This window comes from Trinickia camelliae, assembly GCF_053525655.1.
The window spans coordinates 170,843-192,112 of the sequence record NZ_JBCHAA010000004.1 but is presented as its reverse complement, the minus strand read 5'-3'; the positions used below and the strand labels follow the sequence as shown (position 1 = coordinate 192,112).

The following is a 21,270-nucleotide window of genomic DNA, read 5'->3' as shown; positions in this document are numbered from 1 at the left end:
TCACGCGAAGCTCCTGCCCGATTTACGCCCAGTGGCCCTGCACCCAGACCCAGTTCGGACCGCGCGGCGCCCAGTGGCCCGGCACCCAGTGCCCACCCACGCGCACCACTTCCCAGTGGCCCTTTTCCCAGACGTAGCGGCCGTGCTCCCAGCGCCAGTGGCCCTTTTCCCAAACGTAGCCGTCACGCGGCGCGGGAACGGCTTCGAAGCGAACCGGCGGCGGCGCGTTCGGCGCGACCACGACGATTTCCTCGGCGGATGCGCTGGCGACGGCCATCGCGCCGGCGGCCACGATGGCCATCTGAGCGATCAGCAAACGAACCGGAGTTTTCATATCGACCTCTTGTCTTGATTAGGGTTACGCCGTCCAGGCGCTATCCCATTAATGATCGAGGTCATGGTTTCGCCGACACGCGCCGTATTACGACGGAGTCGAAAGTGCAACGGAATATTTTCCCCGGCGCGCACCGGCGTAGCGCCGCGCTGATAGGAAGCAGAGGAAGGAGGATACGGAGGAAAAAAACGGCAGCCGGAAACCGGCTGCCGTCCGATTGAGACCGGCGCTTACGCCTGTGGAATTTCGATCTTCACTTCGAGCACTTCGAGGTCGTCCTGACGCTCGAGGCTCACGCGGATGTCGTCATCCGAGATCTTCACGTACTTGGAAATAACGGCCACCAGCTCGCGCTGCAACGCCGGCAGATAATCGGCGGGCGGATGGCCGCCCGCGCGCTCGTGCGCGATGATCAACTGCAAGCGTTCCTTCGCAATCGAAGCGGATTTCTTCTTCTCGCCCAGCAAAAACGAAAGAATCGACATGACGTACGCCTCCCTTACTTGGTGCCGAAGAGGCGCTGCAGCAGGCCCGGCTTTTGATAGTCCGTGAAACGCAGATCAATCTTCTCGCCGAGAAAGCGCGAAACGACATCCTTGTACGCTTCGGCCACGTCGGTGCCGTCGAGGTGCACGGCGGGCAAACCCTGGTTCGACGCGTGCAGCACGGCTTCCGATTCCGGCACGACACCGATCAGCTCGATGCGCAGAATTTCCTGAATGTCCTGCAGCGACAGCATCTCGCCCTCGCTCACACGCTTCGGGTTGTAGCGGGTGATGAGCAGATGCTCCTTGATCGGGTCCTTCCCTTCGATCGCGCGCTTCGTCTTCGACGACAGAATGCCGAGGATGCGATCCGAATCGCGCACCGACGACACTTCCGGATTCGTCACGATCAGCGCTTCGTCGGCGAAATGCATGGCCAGGAGCGCGCCCGACTCGATGCCGGCCGGCGAATCGCAAACGATGTATTCGAAATCCATCTTGATCAAGTCGTTGATGACTTTCTCGACGCCTTCCATCGTGAGCGCGTCTTTATCGCGCGTCTGCGAGGCGGGCATGATGAAGAGGTTCTCGCACTTCTTGTCCTTGATGAGCGCCTGATTCAGATTCGCTTCGCCCTGGATCACGTTGATCAGGTCGTACACGACGCGGCGCTCGCAGCCCATGATGAGATCGAGGTTGCGCAGGCCGACGTCGAAGTCGATCACGGCCGTCTTGCTGCCGCGCAACGCGAGGCCCGATGCAAAGCTCGCGCTCGTGGTCGTCTTGCCCACGCCACCCTTGCCCGAAGTCACCACAATGATTTTTGCCATTTACCCTTACCCTGCGTTCGTCAATTAAGTTCGATACGGTCTCGCTCGAGCGCGCAACGTATGCGCGTGGCTTACGTGAGCCGCAACGGTTCGATCATCAATTTCTCTTGTTCGAGCCGGATCTGGACCGACTTGCCGAGCACGTCGGCCGGCAGCGGGTTCTCGGTCGTTCGATAGATGCCCGCAATCGAAATCAGTTCCGGCTCGAGACACGTGCAGAAAATGCGCGCGTCGTGATTGCCGTGCACGCCAGCGAGCGCCCGCCCGCGCAACGGCGCGTAAATATGGATATTGCCCTCCGCGATCACTTCGGCGCCGTAGCTCACGAGGCCGAGCACCACGAGATCGCCCTTTGCGTAGACCTGCTGGCCCGAGCGCAATGGCTTGTCGATCACGAGCGTCTGGCTCGGCGTGGTGGAACGTGCGGCTGATTCAGGCTGAGGAGCGGCGGCGGAAGAAACGGCTTCAAGCGGCAACTGCGCTTGCGGTTCGGTCGCCGGTGCGGCGGATGCGGTGTCATCGCCCGCGCCCTTCGAAGGATTCGCGCGGCGGTCGCGCGCTTCGAGAAACGGCAGGCCGGCAGCGGCGGCCCACTCGTGCTGCGCGGCATCGGCGACGATGCCGACCGGACGCATGCGCACGCTGTCGAGCAGCTTGGCGATATCGGCGAGCGGCACGCGCTCGTTTTCCGCGAGGCGGCGCAAATCGATTGCGACCACATCGCCCGCGAAGAATTCAGGAGTCGCTTCGAAGCGCCGCGTGAGTTCGCCCGCGAGCGCGTCGAGGTCGGTTGTCTTGACGACGAAGAGGAGCGTGTCGACCGAACCGCTACGAAGTTCGAAGAATGGCGATTTTTTCAGCGACATGGCGTTCCGCAAAAAATTTTGCGTATTTTACAGGCGTCGATGCGGGCAGAAAGAATTTTTGGATACGTAGCGCCATTTTCGCGAAGAACGTCGCGACGTATAGGCGGCAAAGGCAGCGAAACGACATCGAGACAGTGCGGCAAGCACGAGCCGCACCAGCGGTACCAAGCGAAATCAGCCTTGCAGTGCGGCGTTTTCGCGCCTCACGCGACGCACGAGCAGCGTTTGCCATTCATCGGGCGCGCGACTGCTGGGCGCATGCTCGCCGGCCGGCCCGAAACCGAGCCGCTGATAAAAACGCATCGCGTTGCGGTTCGCATCGGCGACCCACGCGTAGACCTCGGGCGCGCCTTGTTCGGCAAGCCACTCGCTTGCGGTGTTCACGAGCAGCTCGCCGCCGCGCAAATGCCGTACCGCGGGCGCCACCCATAATTCGCAGACGAATGCGTGATGCGGGGGCACTTCCTCGAAAAACGCGCAGATCAGGCCGGCAGGGTGCCCTTCGGTGTAAAGGATGAAGCTGGTGGAGACATCGGAAACGGCATAGCTGGCGGCGGTGGCATCGAACGTTGCGGCGTCGGCGGACAGCGCTTCTTCAAGCGTCTCGCCAAACGCGTACGGCGCTTCGCGCAACGAGGCGGTGCGCAATTCGCGGTAGGTTTCGCCCTGATCAGCGGTGATACGGCGGACAGTCAGCGATGAACTCATGCGGCTTGGATTCTGTGGGGACAGGCTAACGGGTAGCTTCAACCGAACCGGCGTGCGAGTCAAATCGTTATTGCGCGGAGCGCCTTACGGCGCGCGGCAGAGCAACGAAATGGCACACCAAAAACGGCACGTCAATGCAGCGGCGCATATATGCCAAAGCGCCTGTCAATCACGGGGCATCATACGTGCCCGTGCCGTCGGGCCAGGGCGTAAGGAGTTCGAAACCGTCGTCGGTGACGGCGACCATATGCTCCCATTGCGCGGAGAGCGAACGGTCCTTGGTGACGACGGTCCAGCCGTCGCGCAGCACGGCCGTGCCGGCCCGCCCCGCGTTGACCATCGGCTCGATCGTGAAGACCATGCCGGGCTTGAGCTTCAAGCCCTGTCCGGGCTGCCCGTAGTGCAGCACTTGCGGGTCCTCGTGATAGACCTTGCCGATACCGTGCCCGCAGTAGTCGCGCACGATCGAATAGCCCTCGCGCTGCGCGACGCGCTGAATCGCATGCCCGACGTCGCCGAGCGTCGCGCCCGGCCGCACTTGCCGAATGCCCGCGACCATCGCTTCGTAGGTGGTATCGATCAGATGCCGCGCCACGGAGCTCGGCTCGCCGACGCAATACATGCGGCTCGTATCGCCGAAATAGCCGTCCTTGATCACGGCCACGTCGATGTTGACGATGTCGCCGTCGCGCAGGACTTCGCTGCGATTCGGAATGCCGTGGCACACGACGTGGTTGACCGACGTGCACACCGTCTTCGGAAAGCCCAGATAGCCGACGTTGGCGGCAATCGCCTTCTGAGTGTTGACGATGTAGTCGTTGCAGATCGCGTCGAGCTGCTCGGTGGTGACGCCGGCGCGCACGTGCTCGCCGATCATCGCGAGCACGTCGGCAGCGAGGCGGCCGGAAATGCGCAGCTTCTCGATGTCGGCGGGGGTCTTGTAGGTGATGGTCATCGGTGTCGTATTCCGTCATGCAGGCGGCATGCCCGGTCGGAGGACCGGCATGAGCATCCGGCATTGTACAGACGCGGCTGGCGGGACCGGTTTCAGTCGGCGGCGGCGTGCGCGAGGTTGTCGTCCGATGGCTTGGCCGCAGGCCGGATCAACAGCACGAGCGGAATCACGAAAAGCGTCGCGACGAACATCAGCTTGAAGTCGTTCAGATAGGCGATCATCTGCGCCTGCTGCGTGATCGTGAGGTTCATGAGCGCGAGCGTGCTGGCGCGCGATCCGCCGGCGATCATCGGCTGCACGGTGGGATTGAACACGTTGATGTTGGCCGCGAGATCCGCATGAGCAACCTGCGTGCCGCGCGTCATCAGCGTCTGCACGATCGAAATGCCAATGCTGCTGCCGATGTTGCGCATCAGGCTGTACGTCGCGGTGCCGTCGGCGCGCAACTCGGGCGTGAGCGTCGAGAACGTCAGCGCGGACAGCGGCACGAACACGAGCCCGAGGCCGAAGCCCTGGATCGTGCCCGGCCAGACGATATCGGACGGCGACAGCACGATCGTGTACTGCATCATCTGCCACAGCGCGAGCGCGGAAACCAGAAAGCCCGCGAGCAGCAGCAGACGCGCATCGACCCGCCGCAACAGCCTGCCCGCCAGCATCATCGACACCATCGTGCCGGCGCCGCTCGGCGCGGTGACGAGCCCCGTCGTCGCGACCGGATAGCCCATCAGGGTCTGCAGCATCGGCGGCAGGAGCGCGCGCGTCGCGTACATCACCGCGCCGATCACGAAGATGAAGAACGTGCCCGTCGCGAAGTTGCGGTCCTTAAGCAGCTGATAGCGAAAGAACGTGTTCGGACCCGAGGTCGTTGTGTGCACGATGAAGAACGCGAAGCTGATCGCGGCGATCAATGCCTCGGTGACGATTTCGAGCGAACCGAACCAGTCGAGCTGCTCGCCGCGATCGAGCAGCGCCTGCAGCGCGCCGATCGCGAGGCCCAGTGTGGCGAAGCCGAACAGGTCGAACTTGGCGTCGGGTCGCGCAGCGCGCTGCGGCAGGAACGTGAGCACGCCGAACAGCGCAAACGCGCCGATCGGCACGTTGATGAAGAACACCCAGCGCCAGTTGTAGCTGTCGGTGAGCCAGCCGCCCAAAGTCGGCCCGAGGATCGGCCCGACCATCACGCCCATGCCCCACACGGCCATCGCCTGCCCTTGCCGCTCGCGCGGGTTGATGTCGAGCAGAATCGATTGCGACATCGGCACGAGCGACGCGCCGAATACGCCTTGCAGCAAGCGCGACGCGATGATCTGCGGGAGCGTCTCCGACATTCCGCACAGCGCCGACGCGATCGTGAACCCGGCAATCGACACCGCGAGCAGGCGCTTCACGCCGAAGCGGTCGGAGAGCCATCCGGTGAGCGGCGTCGCAATCGCCGCGGCGACGATGTAGGACGTCAGCACCCATGTGATCTCGTCCTGCGACGCCGACAGCGTGCCCTGCATGTGCGGCAACGCGACGTTGGCGATGGTGCTGTCGAGCGTCTGGAGCATGGTCGCGAGCATGATCGAGAGCGTGATCATGCCGCGATTGAGCGGTGCTGCGGCGCCGGCGGGCGCCAATTCTGCGGACATTGTCGGGAGCGATGTGGAAAAATAGTAAGCATGCTTATTATAAGAATCCACGCCCGCCCGGCAATCGGGGCTTTCCCAGCGTTTTCGCCCAGCGCCGCGCTTTTGGCGGCGCGCGATCGCACCCCCTTGCGTTCCGTATAATCGCCCGATGACCACCGAACTCGACAAACGCTTCGGCTTCTTGATCTCCGACGTCGGCCGCCTGTGCGGCAAGCGGTTCGACGATCTCGCGAAATCGTCCGTGGAACTCACGCGCGCGCAATGCCGCGCGCTCGCCTATCTCTCGCACTTCGGCAATGTGAATCAGGCGCGGCTCGCCGATCTGCTCGAAGTCGCACCGATCTCGGCCGGGCGGCTCCTCGACCGAATGGAGGAAGGCGGATGGGTCGAGCGTCCGGCCAATCCTAACGACCGGCGCGAACGTCAGGTGCGGCTGACCGAGAAAGCGGAGAATGTGATGGGAACCGCGCGCCGCGTCGGCGACGAAGTGGCCGCCGAAGCGCTCGCGGGATTTACCGCGGAGGAAATCGAACAAATGATTTCGATGCTGCGCCGCGTGCGGGCGAATCTGAGTTCGATCGTCGATCAGTAACGGAGCCTGGAAATGAACCAGCTCGTCATCTCGTCCGTCGCTTATTTGATCGCGGAGCCGGTGCGCGCCGCGATGTTGATCACGCTCGCGGACGGCCGCGCCCTGCCCGCAGGCGCGCTCGCCAATGCTGCGGGGATCACGCCGCAGACCGCCAGCTCCCACCTTGCGAAGCTATTGACGGGCGGCCTCGTGACCGTGGAAACCAAGGGCCGACATCGCTATTACCGGCTTGCGGGCTCGCACGTGGCGCTCGCGCTCGAAAGCCTTGCGTCCATCGGTCCCGTGACGCCGGCTTGGCGAAGTCCGCCGACTCGTGCCGCAAAGGAATTGCGCTTTGCTCGCTGCTGCTACGACCATCTTGCAGGGACGCTCGGCGTCGCGGTTACGCGAGGCATGCTCGAGCGCGGGTTCCTGTTCGAAGCCGGCGAGCGGGGCTATGGCTTGACGCCGTCGGGTGTCGAATGGCTGCGGTCGCTCGGGCTCGACGTCAATGGAATCGAACTCGATGAAGCCGGCACCGTGCGTCAATGCCTCGATTGGACCGAGCGCCAATATCACATCGCCGGGCCGTTCGCGGCGCGGCTGATGAACGCTTTTTTCGCTTGGGATTGGATGCGGCGGGTGCCGGAGAAGCGGACTGTCGTTGTGACGCCGCTCGGCTGGGCAGCGCTTAAGCAGCATCTTGGGATCGAGCGGGATGACAGCACTGGCGTGCATGTGTTGCCTGCTGCGGCTAACGCCTAAGTCACGTTGCTTGCGCAGCATCTGACCGTGACTTGCGTTTGGCCAAGACGAAAAAAATGCCCGCTTACGCGGGCATTTTTTGCAATCTGGCGGAGAGGGTGGGATTCGAACCCACGGTACGGGGAAACCGTACGCCTGATTTCGAGTCAGGTACATTCGACCACTCTGCCACCTCTCCGGGTTTTACTGCTTCACCAGGTTGGTCGCTGCCCGGCGAAGCGAAGATTATAGTACATCTCCAATCGAATTCCAAGGCCTTTTTACACGAAAGTGTAGAAAAGGCCCGAATAGCAGGTGGTGCGACATCAAGCCGCCGCCAACACGTCCAGCTTCGCCACGCCGCCGAGATACGGACGCAGCGCCGCCGGCACCGTCACCGACCCATCCGCGTTCTGGAAATTCTCGAGCACCGCGACGAGCGTACGGCCCACGGCAAGGCCCGAACCGTTCAACGTATGGACAAGCTCCGGCTTGCCCTGCGCGTTCCGATAGCGCGCCTGCATCCGGCGAGCCTGGAACGACTCGGTATTGGAGCAGCTCGAGATCTCGCGATAGGTGTTCTGCGCGGGCAGCCACACTTCGAGGTCGTAGGTCTTCGATGCCGAAAAGCCCATGTCGCCCGTGCACAGCGTAATCACGCGATACGGCAACTCGAGCTTCTGCAGAATCGTCTCCGCATGCAGGACCATCTGCTCGAGCGCATCGTACGAAGTCTCGGGCGCGACGATCTGCACCATCTCGACCTTGTCGAACTGATGCTGGCGAATCATCCCGCGCGTATCGCGGCCGTACGAACCCGCCTCGGAGCGGAAGCACGGCGAATGCGCAGTCAGCTTGATCGGCAGCGCACTGCCTTCGACGATGCTGTCGCGCACCGTGTTCGTCAGCGAAATCTCCGACGTCGAGATCAGATACTGCGTCACGACGTTTTCGCCGCCGCCCTTCTCGACGCGGAACATATCGTCGGCGAACTTCGGCAGCTGGCCTGTCCCGAACAGAATCTCAGGATTGACGATGTACGGCGTATAGATTTCCGTATAGCCGTGCTGCAGCGTATGCGTGTCGATCATGAACTGCGCGAGCGCGCGATGCAGACGCGCAATCTGGCCGCGCAGCATCGTGAAGCGCGCGCCCGCGAGCTTGGTGCCGGTCTCGAAGTCGAGGCCAAGCGGCGTACCCACGTCGACGTGGTCCTTCACTTCGAAATCGAACGCGCGCGGCGTGCCCCAGCGGCGCACTTCCACGTTGGCGGTTTCGTCTTTGCCAAGCGGCACGCTTTCGTGCGGAAGGTTCGGCATGCCGAGCATCAAGTCCGACACGCGCTTTTGCACATCTTCGAGCTGGACGGCCGACGCCTTCATCTCGTCGCCGATGCCGCCCACTTCGGCCATCACAGCCGACGTGTCCTCGCCGCGCCCCTTCATCGCGCCGATCTGCTTCGACAGGGTGTTGCGGCGCGACTGCAATTCTTCGGTGCGAGTCTGGATGGCGCGGCGTTCCGCTTCGAGCGCGGAGAACGCGGCGACGTCGAGGGTGTAACCGCGGTCGGCGAGGCGCTTGGCGACGCCGTCGAGGTCTTTGCGCAGCAACTGGATGTCGAGCATGGGAGGAAACAGTCTTCGTTGTATGAAGGGGGGATTTTAGCGCACCGGCGTAGTGCTCAGGAGCATCGGCCGGTGCGCTAGAGGCGCTTGCAGCAATACTTCTTGACGACGGACAGGTCTTCTACTCGGACTCCCTGGCCTTCTTGTCGAGCTCGCGCAACCAGGCGAGCTTCTCCGCGATCTTCGTTTCGAGCCCGCGCGGCACCGGCGCGTACCATCCCGGCTCGCGCATGCCCTCGGGCAGATAGGTCTCCCCGGCCGCATACGCATTCGGCTCGTCGTGCGCGTAGCGATATTCGCGGCCGTAACCGAGTTCCTTCATCAAGCGGGTCGGCGCGTTGCGCAAATGAACCGGCACTTCGCGCGACTTGTCCTGCTTCACGAACGCCATCGCCTGATTGAACGCGTTATACCCGGCGTTGCTCTTCGCCGCGCACGCGAGGTAAATCACTGCCTGGCCGAGCGCCAGCTCGCCTTCGGGCGAGCCGAGGCGCTCGAAGGTCGCGGCGGCGTCGTTGGCGATCTGCATCGCGCGCGGGTCGGCGAGGCCAATGTCTTCCCACGCCATCCTGACGATGCGGCGCGAGAGGTACTTGGGATCGGCGCCGCCGTCGATCATCCGGCAGAACCAGTAAAGCGCCGCATCCGGATGCGAGCCGCGCACCGACTTATGCAGCGCCGAAATCTGGTCGTAGAAATTCTCGCCGCCCTTGTCGAAGCGCCGCGCGTTCAACGTCATCGCATTCGTGACAAAGTCGGCGTCGATATGCATCTTCTTCGACGAAAACGCCGCCGTCTGCGCCTGTTCGAGCAGGTTCAGGAAGCGCCGCGCGTCGCCGTCGGCGTAGCCGATCAGCGTATCGACCGCCAGTTCCTCGAAGACCAGACCTTCGAGGGCGACTTCCTGCGCGCGCCGCAATAGCTGCCGCATCTCGTCATCGCTGAGCGACTTGAGCACATAAACCTGAGCACGCGACAGCAGCGCCGAGTTCACCTCGAAGCTCGGGTTCTCGGTGGTTGCGCCGATAAAGGTCACGAGGCCCGATTCGACAAACGGCAAGAGCGCGTCCTGCTGCCCTTTGTTGAACCGATGGATTTCGTCGACGAACAGAATCGTGTGCTTGCCGCGCGTGTTCAGATTCTGCTGCGCGCGGTCCATCGATTCGCGGATGTCCTTGACCCCGCCGAGCACGGCCGACAGCGCAATGAATTCGCAATCGAACGCAATCGCGGTGAGCCGCGCCAACGTCGTCTTGCCGACGCCCGGCGGCCCCCATAGGATCATCGAATGCGGCTTGCCCGACGCGAACGCGAGCCGCAACGGCTTGCCCTCGCCGAGCAAGTGGGTTTGACCGATGACCTCGTCGAGCGTCTTCGGCCGCAGTGCTTCTGCAAGCGGCCGGCGCGGTTCGACTTGGAAGAGATCCGACATGAACCCTGCCCTCCCTATTCGCGCGGCTCCATGAGCGCGCCGCGCACGACGCTCAACCGTTCAACACGTCCGCGCCCTTCGGCACGACGAACTTGAACGTATCGGGCTTGAGCGGCGGGTTCTTCTGGATGTTCGAGAACGTGAGCAGCGTCACGTTGCCGAACACGTCGTGCAATTCCATCGCTTCGAGGTTGCCGTCGCGAAAGCCGATGCCCACGCGCTGGAATTGCGTGTCCTTCGCCTTCGGCGTCAGCTCGAGCCAATCGATGCCGTCCTTCACGCCGGCGTCCTTGAGCGTGAAGTTCTTGTCGAGATCGTTGCTGCCGAACAGGATCGCCGCCGGGCTCGCGCCGAGCGCGCCCCCGAGCTTGCGCACCGTGACTTGGTTCAGGTCCTTGTCATAGACGTAGAGGTTGTCGCCGTCGGCTTGCAGCACTTGCTCATACGGCTTCTCGTACGACCAGATGAACTTGCCGGGACGCGCGAACAGGAACGTGCCGCTCGACGTGCTCGTGATGTTCGGCATCGCCATATCGCTGCTTGCAGCCTGCGCCTTGCTCGGCGCCTTCACCTGCTTCTGCACGAAGTCGCCGCGCGCCGATTTGACTTGCGACACGAACGCCTTCAACTGCTCGGTGCCGCTCGCGAACGCCTGCGGCGCGGCGAACATCGCCGCACCGATCAAGGCGATGCTCGCGAGGCGCGCCGCCGAGCGCAACAGCGGACGGCGCGCGCGATTCGCAGCGGAATGGGAAGTACGGGCATCGCGCCCGAAGAATTGCAGCATGAGGTGGTTCTCCGTAGATGTGGCTCGGGCCAGCTTGAACCGCGGCGGCGGCAAACCGCGCGCGACGCATGGCGGCGCGGCTTGCCCTGCCGCTTAATCGGTTTCGCGCGCCGGCACGAGAATTTCGCGGTTGCCGTTCGACGACATCGCCGAAACGAGCCCCGACTGCTCCATCTGCTCGAGCAGCCGCGCCGCGCGGTTGTAGCCGATGCGCAAGTGCCGCTGCACGAGCGAGATCGACGCACGGCGATTCTTGACGACGACCTCGACCGCTTGATCGTAAAGCGGATCCGACTCTTCGCCGCCGGCCCCGCTGGCGCCCGCGGAGCCTTCGTCGCCTTCACCGGCGACGCCGCCTTCAAGAATGCCTTCGATGTAATTCGGCTCGCCCTGCTCCTTGAGCTTGTCGACGACGCGATGCACTTCCTCGTCCGACACGAACGCGCCGTGCACGCGCACTGGCAAGCCCGAGCCCGGCGGCAGATAGAGCATGTCGCCCATGCCGAGCAGGGACTCGGCGCCTTGCTGGTCGAGGATCGTGCGCGAATCGATCTTCGACGACACCTGGAACGCCATGCGCGTCGGCACGTTGGCCTTGATGAGGCCGGTGATGACGTCGACCGACGGACGCTGCGTCGCGAGAATCAAGTGGATGCCGGCCGCGCGCGCCTTCTGCGCGATCCGCGCGATCAGCTCTTCGACCTTCTTGCCGACCACCATCATCAGGTCCGCGAGCTCGTCGATCACGACGACGATGTTCGGCAGGCGCGCGAGCGGCTCCGGATCTTCCGGCGTCAGGCTGAACGGATTCGGAATCTTTTCCTCGCGCTTCGCCGCATCGTCGATCTTGTTGTTGTAGCCCGCGAGATTGCGCACGCCGAGCTTGCTCATCAGCTTGTAGCGGCGCTCCATTTCGGCGACCGCCCAGTTGAGCGCATGGCCGGCCTGGCGCATGTCGGTGACGACGGGGCACAGCAAGTGCGGAATGCCTTCATAGACGCTCATTTCGAGCATCTTCGGATCGATCAGGATCATCCGGACCTGGTCGGCGCTCGCCTTGTAGAGCAGCGAGAGAATCATCGCGTTGATGCCGACCGACTTGCCAGAGCCGGTCGTGCCCGCGACGAGCAAGTGCGGCATCTTCGCGAGATCGGCGCAGACGGGCTTGCCGCCGATGTCCTTGCCGAGACCCATCGTGAGCGCGGACGGCGCCGCCGCGTACACCTCGGAGCCGAGAATTTCGGAGAGACGCACCGTCTGCCGCCGCTGGTTCGGCAGCTCGAGCGCCATGTAGTTCTTGCCGGGAATCGTCTCGACGACGCGGATCGACACGAGCGACAGCGAACGCGCGAGATCCTTCGCGAGATTGACGATCTGGCTGCCCTTCACGCCCGTGGCCGGCTCGATCTCGTAGCGCGTGACGACCGGCCCCGGATACGCCGCGACGACGCTCACCTCGACGCCGAAATCCTTGAGCTTCTTCTCGATGAGACGCGACGTGAATTCGAGCGTATCGGCGGAAATCGTTTCCTGGGCGGGCGGCGCGGGGTCGAGCAGCGCGATCGGCGGCAGCGTCGAATCGCCAGGCAGGTCGGCGAAGAGCGGTACCTGCTTCTCCTTCTCGACGCGCTCCGACTTCGCCGGCGTGACGACCGGCGGCACGATCGTGACGGGCTCGTGCTCTTCGATCCGCACGCGGCCCTGCTCGACCTTGCCCTCGCGCTTGACCGCGGCGGCCTCGCCGAGCTTGCGGTCGCGCACCGTCTCGCGGCGCAGCTTCGCAAGCGTGACCGCCGAGATGATCGCGTCGCCGACCTTTTCGGCCACCGACAGCCACGAAAACCGGAAATACAGCGACAAGCCGATGCCAAGCGCCACCAGCAGCGCAAGCGTGCCGCCCGTGAAGCCGAGCGCATGCGACACGCCGCGCGCCACCGCCTCGCCGACCACGCCGCCTGGCGCACGCGGCAACTGCACTTTCAGCGACCACATGCGCAACGCCTCGATGCCGTCGCAGGCGAGCAGCACGAGCACGAACGCGAAGCCTTCGGTGATCCACGTCGACGTATCGCGCGGCGCATCCTCGTCGGGCGCCTCGGTGCGTGTGATACGGCGGTAATTCGCGGAAATGTGGCGGGCGAGCAGCACGACCCACCAGTAGGCGGACAACCCGAACAGGAGCAGCAGGATGTCGGAAGTCCAGGCGCCGACGCGCCCCGCCCAGTTGTTGATGCGGTCGACCTGCGCCGCATGCGTCCAGCTCGGGTCGTGGCGGCTGTAGCTGACGAGCGCCATCAGCAGGAACACGCCGAGCGCGACCTGCAATATCCAGCGAATTTCGGTGAAGAGGCGCGACATGCGATGCGGCAATGCCTGCGCGTTCGCGGAATAGGGAGCTTTGGCCATTGAATCCGTAGTGCATCGTGCGGCGATCAGGTGCGAAAGCCGCCAGTCGTTCGATGCGGGCTATTGTAAACGCTCAGTTGCACGGCAGGCTGTAAATGACGGTAACTCGCGACAGTCGCGCAACTTCCGGGCGTGGAACGTGCTTTTTCGGCCCAAACGGGAAACACGCGGGGTCGCGAGCGGGCCCGCCCAGGCTATCGCGACGATTGAAAGGTTCTCTCAGCAGCGCCGTAAGCGGGCCTTTATAATGCGAGGCTCGTACCCATCTGCTGTTGCAGCCCCGGTTGCATTGGCTCGAACAGATCGAACCGCGCATCCGCCAGCCGCTTTTTTACGGATTGAAGCCCCATCATGTCCACCCGCAAACACGCCAAAGTCCTGATTCTCGGTTCCGGCCCCGCCGGCTACACCGCCGCCGTCTATGCAGCGCGCGCCAACCTGTCGCCGGTGCTCGTCACGGGCCTCGCGCAAGGCGGCCAGCTGATGACGACGACCGACGTCGAAAACTGGCCCGCGGACGCGAACGGCGTGCAAGGCCCCGAGCTGATGCAGCGTTTCCTCGACCACGCCGAGCGATTCAACACCGAAATCCTCTTCGATCACATCCATACCGCGAAGCTCGACGAAAAGCCGATCCGCCTGATCGGCGACTCCGGCGAGTACACCTGCGATTCGCTGATCATCGCGACCGGCGCCTCGGCGCAGTATCTCGGCCTTCCCTCCGAAGAGAAGTTCAGCGGCCGCGGCGTGTCGGCCTGCGCGACCTGCGACGGCTTCTTCTATAAGAACCAGCACGTGGCCGTGGTCGGCGGCGGCAATACGGCCGTTGAAGAAGCGCTGTATCTGGCGGGCATCGCCAAGAAGGTCACGGTGATCCACCGTCGCGACAAGTTCCGCGCCGAGCCGATCCTGATCGACCGCCTGCTCGAGAAGGAGAAGGAAGGCGTCGTCGAGATCAAGTGGAACCACGTGCTCGACGAAGTGAAGGGCGACGATTCCGGCGTCAACGGCCTGCGCGTCAAGAACGTGAAGTCGGGCGAGACGGCCGATCTCGATCTGCAGGGCGTGTTCATCGCGATCGGCCACAAGCCGAACACCGATATCTTCGCCGGCCAGCTCGAAATGAAGAACGGCTACATCATCACGAACGGCGGCTTCAGCGGCAACGCGACGGCGACGAGCGTGCCGGGCGTGTTCGCCGCCGGCGACGTGCAAGACCACGTGTACCGCCAGGCGATCACGAGCGCCGGCACGGGCTGCATGGCCGCGCTCGACGCGCAGCGCTACCTCGAGAGCATCCACGAGGTGACGCAGGAACACGTGATGAGCCACGAAGCCGACCGGTAAAATGGCAGGCAAGCGCGCTTTGTAGCCTTCGACGACGATCCATCGCATCAAAGGGGCCGCGGCCAGACGCCGGCGGCCCCTTTTACGTTGGAGGCGCAAAGCGCGACAGGATAGTCCGCCTGCGCGAGCCGCTAAAAGAAGTCGAAGCGCGGTTCGGCGCAAGCGCTTGCCGCGTGTCCACCAGTAGTGCATGTCATCGTCATGGCCAAGAACCTACCTCACCCGAGCGAGCCGAAGAAGCAACGAGCGGCCGTCGAAAAAACGGCGCCCGCCCCAACGGCGCCTCAACCGGCACCCGCGCGCGGCGCCGGCCTCGCCGGACTCGGCGCGTTGCGCGAAGCGCTCAAAGGCGACGCCGCCAAGCGCGAACGCGAACGAGTCGCCGCGGCTCAGACCGCGCGCGAGGCCGCCGCGGATGCCAATCTGTTTCGCCGCGAGATCGGCGAAGTCGCCCCGCTGAAAGCGCCGCCCCGCGCCCCGAGCGTGCGCACGCCGCCTCCCCCGCTCCCGGTCCAAACGCAGCGCGACGAAGAAGCCGTGCTGCACGAAGCGATCTCCGACGAGTTCGACCCGGAGGTCCTGCTCGAGACCGACGAATCCCTTTCCTACTGCCGCCCGGGCGTGAGCCAGGATGTCGTGAAGAAGCTGCGGCGCGGCGACTGGATCGTGCAGGCGCAGCTCGATTTGCACGGCATGCGCCGCGACGAGGCGCGCGAGGCGCTGGCGGAATTCATCCGCGAATCGGGCAAACGCGGCCTGCGATGCCTGCGCGTGATTCACGGCAAGGGCCTGGGCTCGATCGGCAAGGAGCCGGTGCTCAAAGGCAAAGTGCGAGCGTGGCTCGTGCAGAAGGCGGAAGTGATCGCGTTCTGCCAGGCGCGGCCGCACGACGGCGGCGCGGGCGCCGTGCTCGTGCTGCTGCAGCCCGCGAGCGCAACCGGCGCGCCGATCGGCACCCGCTCCGACCGGGGGGCGCGTGGTACATCCTAGGCTGACACTTGTGGTCTCCATCATGGAGACCATCGCCATCCTCGCCTATGCCACCTCTGGCTTCATCGAAGCACGCAAGCGCCGTCTCGACGCAATCGGCACGTTTCTCGTCGCGCTGGCCACCGCGTTCGGCGGCGGCACCGTGCGCGACATCATGCTCGAACGCCGTCCGTTCTATTGGGTCGAGCATCAGGAATACGTGATCGTCATTTTCGTGGCGTCGTTCTTCGCGCCGTACGTGCTGCGCCTGATCTCGCACGTGATCTCCGAGCGCGCGCTCCTGATCGCGGACGCCATCGGGCTCGGGCTGTTCAGCGTCGCCGGCACGTCGATCGCGCTCGACGCGGAAATGCCCGCGTTCATCGCGGTGCTGATGGGCGTGACGACGGGCGTCTTCGGCGGGATCATCCGCGACGTGCTGTGCAACGACGTACCGCTCATCCTGCGCGACTCGCGCCCGTACGCGACCTGCGCGTTCGTCGGCTGCTGGCTGTATCTGCTGCTCAATCAGCTCAATGTCGATTCGATTTATAGCGTGCTGATCGCGACCGGCTTCATTCTCGTGGCCCGGCTCGTCACCTACAAGTTCGACGTGCGCTTGCCGCACTGACGAACGTCTTCGCCGCCGCGCCCGGCCCTTTCAAGTTTCAAGGGCCGGGCGCAGCCTCCATCACCAGGTCGCGCCGAACGCCTGCTGGACCGGTCCCGCGGCGGTAATGCCGTTGGCGATCAGCAGCTGCGTGAGGATGCGCGCTTTCTGCGGGTTCAAATCGAGCGAGACGACGAAGCCGTTCTGGTCGTCGTTGACTTCGACGTTGCGGTTGACGAAGCCCGACCCGACGCGCGTCGAGCGCACGACCACGACGCCCTTCTGCGCGGCCCTCTGCAGCGCGGCGATCGCTTCCTTCGACGTGTTGCCGTCGCCGACGCCCGCCAGCACGAGGCCCTTCGCGCCGCTCTTGACCGCGTTGTCGATCTGCACGGCGTCCATGTTGCTGTGCGCGTAGATGATTTCGACGCGCGGCAGCTTGCCGTCGGCGGGCAACGCGTATTTCTTCGAGGGCTTGTCATAGGGCGGAACCGTGAACCGGACGCTCGCCGGGTCGACGTAGCCGATCGGCCCCAGGTCCGGCGACGCGAACGTTTCGACGCTCGTGCTGTTCGTCTTGGTCGTCCAGCGCGCCGACTCGATCTTGTCGTTCAGCACGACCATCACGCCGCGCCCCTGCGCGCGCGGGCTCGCCGCCACTTCCACGGCCTCGTAGAGATTGGCCGGGCCGTCGGCGCTGATGGCCGTCGACGGACGCATCGCGCCCGCGATCACGACCGGCTTATCGGTGCGCAACACGTTGTCGAGGAAGAACGCCGTCTCTTCGAGCGTATCCGTGCCGTGCGTGATCACGACGCCGTCCGCCTCGTTGTTGTCGAAGATCTGCTGGATGCGGCGCGCGAGATCGAACCAGACCTTGTCGTTCATGTCCTGCGAGCCGATCGACGCGATCTGCTCGGCCTTGATGTTCGCGAGCTTCTCAATGCCGGGTACCGCCGCGATCAACTGCTGCCCGCTGACCGCGCCCGCGTTGTAAGCGTTCGCCGCACGCGGATCGGCCGAACCCGCAATCGTGCCCCCGGTGGCGAGAACGATCACGCGCGGCAGGTTCGTGCTCGCCTCGGCGGCCGGAGCGGCGGCGTCAGCCGCATGCGCGCGCGGCCCGCACAGCGTCACCATCGCCGCGACGGCCGCGACGGCCAGGAAACTCGCCGACCAGCGGCGCGCCATTGTCGGTTTGACAGCTATCGTGTTTTGCATGATTTGTAATCCCTTAGCTGGTGATAGACGGGGAGTCGACTAACAGATCAATACAGCAAAGCAACAAACGACTTTCAAAGACAAACGCCGGCAATCAGATTGCCGGCGACAGACTGCAAACAGGCGACCGAATAAATTCGAGCTGAAGGTGATTCAAATAAGGTTGAAAAGCCGTGAGTTAATTGCCTGCGAGAACTTCCAGGATTGCGCATTTGGGTGCGTATTCGCGGCTCGATACGTGTCGCCGCTAGGCCTGGCTTACTACATGAAGGGCCATGTTAGCGCAAAACGAGTATTTAACAAGCGTAGACACGTTTTCCAGTCTTCATATTTCGCGCAAACAATTAATACTGAGCGGTCTATCGAGTCAGCGATTACGCGGATTTTTAGTTTTAATTTGTACACTTTAATTGCATCAGCCAACCCGATTGCACATCAATCGGGAAACAAAACAATTGAATATGGATTGCGACAGAAAAATAGAGTTTCAGCGGTGTAAATAAAAACCGCCAATTGCCGCGGATTGCCAGCGAATTGAAACGCAAGCAAATATTAGAGAGACCGGGGCAGCGGACAAAAAAAAGCGGCCAGGCGCGGAACCTCGACCGCTACCTGACCGCTGGGACATCATCCTTCACATCGACAACCGCATCTCACGCTTCGGCACAATCCAGCACGCACCTCAGGCAATGCGCTCCTCATTGCTCGGATCGAACAGCACCGCCTTCGACACGTCGAACAGCAAAGTCATGTTCTGCAACGGCTGCGGGTTCGACGCCGGGTGCACGCGGCTCACGATCCGCTTGCCGTTCACTTGCGCGAAGACGAGCGTATCCGGCCCGGTCGGCTCGATCACGTCGACCTTCACTTCGATCGGCTGTAAGTGCGCGCTATTCACGTCGTGCGCGCTGCGCGCATCGGTGATGCGCTCGGGGCGCAGACCGAGAATCACGTCCTGGCCGACACGGCTCTTGAGCTTCGCTGCGTCGAACGGCAGGTTCAGCGCACCTTGCTTGACACCTGTGTCGATCTCGACCGCAACGCCCGCGCCCTGCTCCACGAGCTTGCCTTGAATGAAGTTCATCGGCGGCGCGCCGATGAAGCCCGCGACGAACAGATTCGACGGCGAATCGTAAATCTGCTGCGGAGCGCCGAACTGCTGGACGATGCCGTCCTTCATCACGGCGATGCGATCGCCGAGCGTCATGGCTTCGATCTGGTCGTGCGTCACGTAGACGATCGTCGTGCCGAGGCGCTGGTGCAGCAGCTTGATTTCCGAGCGCATTTCGATGCGCAGTTTCGCATCGAGGTTCGAGAGCGGCTCATCGAACAGGAACATCACCGGATCGCGCGCCAGCGCTCGGCCCATCGCGACCCGCTGGCGCTGGCCGCCCGACAGCTGGCCCGGCTTGCGGTCGAGCAGGTGCGAAATCTGCAGCATGTTCGAAACGCGATCGACGATCTGCGTCTGCTCGCCCTTCGGCACCTTGCGGATATTGAGGCCGAACGAGATGTTCTCGCGCACCGTCATCGACGGATACAGCGCGTACGACTGGAACACCATCGCGATGTCGCGATCCTTCGGCGACAGGTCGTTCACCGTTTTGCCGTCGATCTGGATCTCGCCCTTCGTCACGGTCTCGAGACCGGCGATCATGTTGAGCAGCGTCGATTTCCCGCAGCCCGAGCCGCCGACGAGAATCAGGAACTGGCCGTCCTCGATGTCGATGTTGACACCCTTCAGAACCGGCACTCCGTTCGGGTAGGTCTTGTACACGTCACGGATGGAAAGGCTTGCCATGCTGTGAATCCTCTAGTCTCTGGTACTGCTTTTGAATCCGGCCACCGTCATGCACTCACGCGGCAGGCCGGATGCTGGTATCGATCGAAAAAAGCGCGCGATGCGAACACGCGCCAATGCGTCAGCCCTTCACCGCGCCCGCCGTCAAACCGCGCACGAAGTAGCGGCCGGCAACCACGTAGACGAGCAGCGTCGGCAGCGCGGCGATGATCGCGCCGGCCATGTCGACGTTGTATTCCTTCACGCCCGTCGAGGTATTGACGAGGTTGTTCAGCGCCACCGTGATCGGCATCGAGTCGACGCCCGAGAACACGATCCCGAACAGGAAGTCGTTCCAGATCTGCGTGAATTGCCAGATCAGGCACACCATGAAGATCGGCAGCGACACCGGCAGCAGGATGCGCGTGAAGATCATGAAGAAGCCCGCGCCGTCGATGCGCGCCGCCTTCACGAGCTCAGCGGGAATGCTCACGTAGAAGTTGCGGAAGAACATCGTCGTGAACGCGATCCCGTACACCACGTGCACGAACACGAGGCCCGTGATCGTATTGGAGATGCCGAAGAAGCCTTGAAGGCGCGCCATCGGCAGCAAGATCGCCTGGAACGGGATGAAGCAGCCGACGAGCAGCATCGTGAAGAGCGCGTCGGCGCCGCGGAAGCGCCAGTGCGTGAGCACGTAGCCGTTGAACGCGCCGACGATCGACGAGATCAGCACGGCGGGAATCACCATCTTGATCGAGTTCATGAAGAACGGCTGCATCCCATCGCAGCGCACGCCGGTGCACGCCTCGCTCCAGGCCTTGACCCAAGGCGCGAAGGTCCAATGCGTGGGCAGCGAGAGCAAGTCGCCCGTGCGCATCTGGTCGAGGTCCTTGAAGGACGTCGACACCATCACATAGATCGGGAACAGGAAGTACAGCGCAAACAGAATCAAGGCCGCGTAGATGACGGCACGGCTAATAGTCATCTTAGGCTGCATTGCGGGTGCTCCTCGATTCCAGATACATGAGCGGCACGAGCACGGCCACGACGGTCGCGAGCATCATCATCGACGACGCTGCGCCGACGCCAAGCTGCCCGCGGTTGAACGAAAACGTGTACATGAAGATGGCCGGCAGCGACGACGACGTGCCCGGCCCGCCCGCCGTCAGCGCGACGACGAGGTCGAAGGTCTTGATCGTGATGTGGCACAGGATCAAGAGCACCGAGAAGAACACCGGGCGCATGCTCGGGATCACGATCTTGCGGTAGATGGTGGGCAAGGTCGCGCCGTCCACCTGCGCCGCCTTGAAGATTTCCGCATCGACGCCGCGCAAACCGGCGAGGAACAGCGCCATCACGAAGCCCGTCGATTGCCAGACTGCCGCGATCACGATGCAGAAGATCGCCTTGTCGGGGTCGTTCAGCCAGTTGAACGAGAAGCTCGTCCAGCCCCAGTCGTTGATGACCTTCTGCACGCCGAGATCGGGATTCAGAATCCACTGCCATGCCGTGCCGGTCACGATGAACGAGAGCGCCATCGGATACAGGAACAGCGCGCGCAAAGCGCCTTCGTTGCGGATCTTCTGGTCGAGCAGGATCGCGAGGAAAAGCCCGAGACCCACGCAGATCGCGATGAACGGAATGCCGAACCAGCCGAGGTTCTTGGCGGAGGTCCACCACACGTCGTTCTCGAACAGCTGTCGATAGCGATCGAGGCCGACGAACGTGTAGCGCGGCATCAATGTCGAGTTGGACAGCGACAGATAGCCGGTAATCAGGATGAAACCGTAGACGAAAATCAGGCTGATCACGATGCTGGGCGATAGCACCAGCTTCGGAATCCAGCGGTCGGCGAGCGCCGACAGCGGCGACGTGCGGCGGGCGGCGGTTGCCGTTTTCCCATTGCCGCTGAGAGAAGAAGCAGTCACTACTCGACTCCTGAAACTAAGTGCTCGTGGCCTTC

20 protein-coding genes and 1 tRNA gene are annotated in these 21,270 nt (G+C 63.3%); 5 read left to right on the top strand and 16 right to left on the bottom strand.

The features are described from left to right. Window positions 1–22: 22 nt before the first annotated feature. The 7 genes from AAHK20_RS09175 to AAHK20_RS09145 all read right to left on the bottom strand — a co-directional run bounded on the left by AAHK20_RS09175 (window position 23) and on the right by AAHK20_RS09145 (window position 5,812). On the bottom strand, window positions 23–334 hold the full coding sequence (locus AAHK20_RS09175; protein WP_449181147.1) for a YXWGXW repeat-containing protein: 312 nt from the start codon (window positions 332–334) through the stop codon (window positions 23–25). A gap of 230 nt (window positions 335–564) precedes the next feature. Beyond that, on the bottom strand, window positions 565–819 hold the full coding sequence (minE, locus tag AAHK20_RS09170) for a cell division topological specificity factor MinE (RefSeq protein ID WP_074763347.1): 255 nt from the start codon (window positions 817–819) through the stop codon (window positions 565–567). A 14-nt stretch (window positions 820–833) separates the two neighbouring features. After that, the gene (minD, locus tag AAHK20_RS09165) at window positions 834–1,649 is read right to left on the bottom strand and encodes a septum site-determining protein MinD (protein ID WP_449181146.1); all 816 of its coding nucleotides are present in this window, start codon (window positions 1,647–1,649) and stop codon (window positions 834–836) included. Window positions 1,650–1,720: 71 nt separating this feature from the next. Then, on the bottom strand, window positions 1,721–2,515 hold the full coding sequence (gene minC, locus AAHK20_RS09160; RefSeq protein WP_449181145.1) for a septum site-determining protein MinC: 795 nt from the start codon (window positions 2,513–2,515) through the stop codon (window positions 1,721–1,723). A gap of 174 nt (window positions 2,516–2,689) precedes the next feature. Further along, window positions 2,690–3,223 carry a GNAT family N-acetyltransferase gene (locus tag AAHK20_RS09155; protein WP_449181144.1) on the bottom strand — a complete coding sequence of 178 codons (534 nt, stop codon included), beginning with the start codon at window positions 3,221–3,223 and terminating at the stop codon, window positions 2,690–2,692. A gap of 169 nt (window positions 3,224–3,392) precedes the next feature. Next, entirely contained in the window at window positions 3,393–4,178 is a 786-nt protein-coding gene (gene map, locus AAHK20_RS09150; RefSeq protein ID WP_449181143.1) for a type I methionyl aminopeptidase, read from the bottom strand. A gap of 92 nt (window positions 4,179–4,270) precedes the next feature. Further along, on the bottom strand, window positions 4,271–5,812 hold the full coding sequence (locus AAHK20_RS09145) for a DHA2 family efflux MFS transporter permease subunit (protein WP_449181142.1): 1,542 nt from the start codon (window positions 5,810–5,812) through the stop codon (window positions 4,271–4,273). A 148-nt stretch (window positions 5,813–5,960) separates the two neighbouring features. On the opposite strand from AAHK20_RS09145, the gene AAHK20_RS09140 reads away from it, so the two are divergent. Next, a complete protein-coding gene (locus tag AAHK20_RS09140) occupies window positions 5,961–6,404 on the top strand; it encodes a MarR family winged helix-turn-helix transcriptional regulator (RefSeq protein WP_449181141.1) in 444 nt (147 codons plus the stop codon). 12 nt (window positions 6,405–6,416) lie between these two features. Next, on the top strand, window positions 6,417–7,148 hold the full coding sequence (locus AAHK20_RS09135; protein ID WP_449181140.1) for an ArsR/SmtB family transcription factor: 732 nt from the start codon (window positions 6,417–6,419) through the stop codon (window positions 7,146–7,148). Between the two features lie 87 nt (window positions 7,149–7,235). Here AAHK20_RS09135 and AAHK20_RS09130 read toward each other — a convergent pair. The 5 genes from AAHK20_RS09130 to AAHK20_RS09110 all read right to left on the bottom strand — a co-directional run bounded on the left by AAHK20_RS09130 (window position 7,236) and on the right by AAHK20_RS09110 (window position 13,377). Continuing rightward, a tRNA-Ser gene (locus tag AAHK20_RS09130) sits at window positions 7,236–7,326 on the bottom strand. A 127-nt stretch (window positions 7,327–7,453) separates the two neighbouring features. Further along, window positions 7,454–8,752: a serine--tRNA ligase gene (serS, locus tag AAHK20_RS09125; RefSeq protein WP_449181139.1), complete on the bottom strand. Its 1,299-nt coding sequence runs from the start codon at window positions 8,750–8,752 to the stop codon at window positions 7,454–7,456. 121 nt (window positions 8,753–8,873) lie between these two features. Continuing rightward, entirely contained in the window at window positions 8,874–10,184 is a 1,311-nt protein-coding gene (locus AAHK20_RS09120; protein ID WP_449181138.1) for a replication-associated recombination protein A, read from the bottom strand. A 52-nt stretch (window positions 10,185–10,236) separates the two neighbouring features. Further along, window positions 10,237–10,971 carry an outer membrane lipoprotein chaperone LolA gene (gene lolA, locus AAHK20_RS09115; protein WP_449181137.1) on the bottom strand — a complete coding sequence of 245 codons (735 nt, stop codon included), beginning with the start codon at window positions 10,969–10,971 and terminating at the stop codon, window positions 10,237–10,239. Window positions 10,972–11,064: 93 nt separating this feature from the next. Continuing rightward, entirely contained in the window at window positions 11,065–13,377 is a 2,313-nt protein-coding gene (locus AAHK20_RS09110; protein ID WP_449181136.1) for a DNA translocase FtsK, read from the bottom strand. Window positions 13,378–13,728: 351 nt separating this feature from the next. On the opposite strand from AAHK20_RS09110, the gene trxB reads away from it, so the two are divergent. The 3 genes from trxB to AAHK20_RS09095 all read left to right on the top strand — a co-directional run bounded on the left by trxB (window position 13,729) and on the right by AAHK20_RS09095 (window position 16,324). After that, window positions 13,729–14,724 carry a thioredoxin-disulfide reductase gene (trxB, locus tag AAHK20_RS09105; protein WP_449181135.1) on the top strand — a complete coding sequence of 332 codons (996 nt, stop codon included), beginning with the start codon at window positions 13,729–13,731 and terminating at the stop codon, window positions 14,722–14,724. Between the two features lie 201 nt (window positions 14,725–14,925). Further along, window positions 14,926–15,714 (top strand): Smr/MutS family protein, encoded by a 789-nt coding sequence (locus AAHK20_RS09100; RefSeq protein WP_449181134.1) that lies wholly within the window; start codon window positions 14,926–14,928, stop codon window positions 15,712–15,714. A 22-nt stretch (window positions 15,715–15,736) separates the two neighbouring features. Continuing rightward, the gene (locus tag AAHK20_RS09095; RefSeq protein ID WP_449181133.1) at window positions 15,737–16,324 is read left to right on the top strand and encodes a trimeric intracellular cation channel family protein; all 588 of its coding nucleotides are present in this window, start codon (window positions 15,737–15,739) and stop codon (window positions 16,322–16,324) included. Window positions 16,325–16,384: 60 nt separating this feature from the next. Here AAHK20_RS09095 and AAHK20_RS09090 read toward each other — a convergent pair whose 3' ends face one another. From AAHK20_RS09090 to AAHK20_RS09075, 4 genes are all read right to left on the bottom strand, one after another. Next, window positions 16,385–17,494 carry an asparaginase gene (locus AAHK20_RS09090; protein ID WP_449181342.1) on the bottom strand — a complete coding sequence of 370 codons (1,110 nt, stop codon included), beginning with the start codon at window positions 17,492–17,494 and terminating at the stop codon, window positions 16,385–16,387. 712 nt (window positions 17,495–18,206) lie between these two features. Further along, on the bottom strand, window positions 18,207–19,325 hold the full coding sequence (locus AAHK20_RS09085) for an ABC transporter ATP-binding protein (RefSeq protein WP_449181132.1): 1,119 nt from the start codon (window positions 19,323–19,325) through the stop codon (window positions 18,207–18,209). A gap of 121 nt (window positions 19,326–19,446) precedes the next feature. Beyond that, window positions 19,447–20,304 carry a carbohydrate ABC transporter permease gene (locus AAHK20_RS09080; protein ID WP_449181131.1) on the bottom strand — a complete coding sequence of 286 codons (858 nt, stop codon included), beginning with the start codon at window positions 20,302–20,304 and terminating at the stop codon, window positions 19,447–19,449. Then, window positions 20,294–21,235 (bottom strand): carbohydrate ABC transporter permease, encoded by a 942-nt coding sequence (locus tag AAHK20_RS09075; RefSeq protein ID WP_449181130.1) that lies wholly within the window; start codon window positions 21,233–21,235, stop codon window positions 20,294–20,296. The genes AAHK20_RS09080 and AAHK20_RS09075 overlap by 11 nt, the downstream gene beginning before the upstream one ends. Window positions 21,236–21,270 lie beyond the last annotated feature (35 nt).